Origin of the sequence: Okeania sp. SIO2F4 (assembly GCF_010672385.1) — a bacterium.
Lineage (GTDB): Bacteria > Cyanobacteriota > Cyanobacteriia > Cyanobacteriales > Microcoleaceae > Trichodesmium.
The window spans coordinates 1-2,984 of record NZ_JAAHGT010001087.1; the positions used below are offsets into that span (position 1 = coordinate 1).

Below are 2,984 nucleotides of genomic sequence, written 5' to 3' on the forward strand. Positions count from 1 at the left end.
GAAGTGTGGGAGGTGTGGGGAGAGGAAAAGTAGGAAAAATCTATAAAATACCGACTAATAATTGTCAAAAACAGACTTTTAATCTTAGTAACTATTGAGGTGTTGAAGTATAGCTGAAGTATAGCATCAATGCATGGTAATTGGTATTAGAGAATTATAAACACATATCATAATAACCTGATTCTATGTGCAGTTAACCGGATTTGATATTGCGCAAAATATAGAATTATGCGCTATCTGTAGGGGTGATTCGCGAATCACCCCTACTAGATGTGGTTGTTATGCGTAAGTCTCGATCAATTATCCATTGGCACCTTAATAATAAACTCTGTTCCCTGACCCAAATTACTAACACAAATTAGCTCTCCCGAATGACGCTCAACTACAATTTGATAGCTAGTATACAATCCCAAACCAGTACCCGAACCTACTGGTTTGGTGGTAAAAAATGGGTCGAAGATTTTATTAACAATTTCTGGTGGAATTCCTGTGCCGTTATCAGCAATTTTTATTTCAATAAATCGACTTTCAATTGTTGCTGTAGTAATTTTAAGAGTAGGAGTAAAATCAGAATTTTTTCCCTGAATACACACTTCATTCAAAGCATCAATAGCATTATTCAGAATATTCAAAAATACTTGATTTAACTGATTGGGATAACAAGTAACTAATGGTAATTTTCCATAATTTTTAATCGCTGTTATTTCTGGAGATTTTGCCGCACAACCTTCCTCTTGAGAACTGTGCAACCGATGTTGTAAAATTAGCAAAGTAGATTCAATACCTTCGTGGATATCTGCTTTTTTGATTTGAGATTCATCCAAGCGAGAAAAATTCCGCAACGAAGATACAATATCCCGAATTCGTTTCGAGCCTGTTTGCATCGAACCTAACAACTTTGGCAAATCTTCTAGCAAAAAATCTAAATCTATATCTTCAATTATTGTTTCAATTTCAGCCGTTGGTTTTGGATAGTTATTTTGATAAGCAGTAATTAAATTTAACAAGTCATCAACATATTCACTTGCTGGCTGGATATTACCATAAATAAAATTGACTGGGTTGTTAATTTCATGGGCAACACCTGCCACCATCTGACCCAAAGAAGACATTTTTTCACTGTGAATTAATTGAGCTTGGGTTTGTTGTAAATTTGTCAATGCTTGCTCTAAATCAAATGCTTTTTGGCTTAAAGCTTGAGTTTTTTTCTCTACTTCTGCTTCTAAGGTATGAGAATAGTTTTCTACTTGTTGATACAAACGAGCATTTTCAATTGATATGGCAGCTTGAGAAGTTAAAATTTGTAATGTTTCAATCCGATCGCTTGTAAATGCTCCTACTGTGAGATTATTTTCTAAATACAAAATTGCGATTAATTTTCCTTGCTTGGTAATAGGAGTACATAAAACCGATTTGGGTTGGTGGGTAATGATGTAGCGGTCGCGGAGCGTGGCTTTAGCCGTATCGCCTGCAAATTGAGATGTTGCACTCAAGTTATCAAAAACTGCAATTTTTTTACTTCTGGCAACAGAATAAATCAAACTTTGAGGTAATTCTTGACATTGAGCAAGAGGAATTTGCAAGTTTTCTGTATGGTTTTGATTTGCCTTCGCTACAACTAACCATTCTCCTTGTTGATGAATCACTAAAAATCCTGTTTCTGCACCCCCATTTGCGATCGCAACTTGCATCAGACTGGCTAAAAGTTGCTCTAACTCTATTTCCTCAGAAATAGCTTGAGCAGCTTTCATCACTGCGGGAAAATCTAATAAATTCGAGTTTTGGATATTTGTAGTGGTATTTATGCTGCTCCTGACACTGGTAGATATCGTTCCCTCATAGTCGCTTGCTGAGTTAGTTGGTTGCAAAATAACCTCTAGTAGTTGTGGATATTTTTCTTCTAAATAGGCAACTTTCCCCTTCGATCCCCACCGTGAATAACAGTAATAGGCTTCTTGCATATATCCAGCAGCAACTTTTTCTTTTCCCCAATGCAAATAAAATTTAGCTGCTAATTCATTCGCTAAGGCTTCTTCGTGAAGATATTTGTTTTCTTTTGCACCTGCAATTGCTTTATCGTATAACTCAATTGCTTCAGTTTTATGTCCTAATATTCGGTATTTTTCTGCTTCTACCAAATCAAGTTTATGTTGATGATTCATCGGAGCATGAGCAGCCCATTTCGCCAAAAATATTTGATGATTTTTTACTTCCTCAAGAGTATTATCTTTTTCACTTTCGGACTGCTCTGAGTATAATTCTAAGTAGGTTAATGCTGCATAAAAATGAAAAACTGGTGTCTGAACTTGTCCTAATTTTGTAATTGAATAACCTTCTGCTTGGGCAATATAATCTAAAGCATTTGTATACTGACCAAACAGATAAGCAAGCATCAATTTATAAACATATATGAAAATGATTGAATTAATATCATTGTTCTGATTATACTTAGGAATCATCAAACTTTCATCGTAAGCGACACCGATTAATAAATCTGGTCGGTCAATAATTTTCCTCAAGTTATGGGCTATTTGTTGTTGCATCTTTAGGTAAGCTAAAGCTGATTGTTGCTTGACATTATCTAAGATAATACAGTAATTTTCAATTTCAGTTTCCCAATCCTGTAGCTCTACTCCAGCAAACAAATTATCAACAAAATAGTGAACTATACTATAGCCAGCATAGAGAAAATCACCAATTTCTATACTTGCTAGATAAGCCTCTTTCGCTGTGATTATTGTTTCCCTTAGTGATTCTCGATGATGCTGAAGAAAAGTACAAAATATAAGTAAAGTTATGCACTTGAATCTCCGAACATTTAACTTATGAAGTAAATTTAGTGCGACTCTTCCAAAGTAATACCCCCTTTCGACTTGTTCTAAAAAACTAGACAACATCAAGCCATAGGTTGCATACCCAATGCTTGATGCGAAAGTATTCCCAAATTTTAGGGATAAACTGACCATTGTCGCACTAAATTTACT

Annotated in this window: 1 protein-coding gene; it reads right to left on the reverse strand. The window is 35.1% G+C overall.

The features are described from left to right. Positions 1-296: 296 nt before the first annotated feature. Positions 297-2,984: GAF domain-containing sensor histidine kinase (locus F6K22_RS37380; RefSeq protein ID WP_293109834.1), on the reverse strand; the 2,688-nt coding region annotated here is incomplete at its 5' end.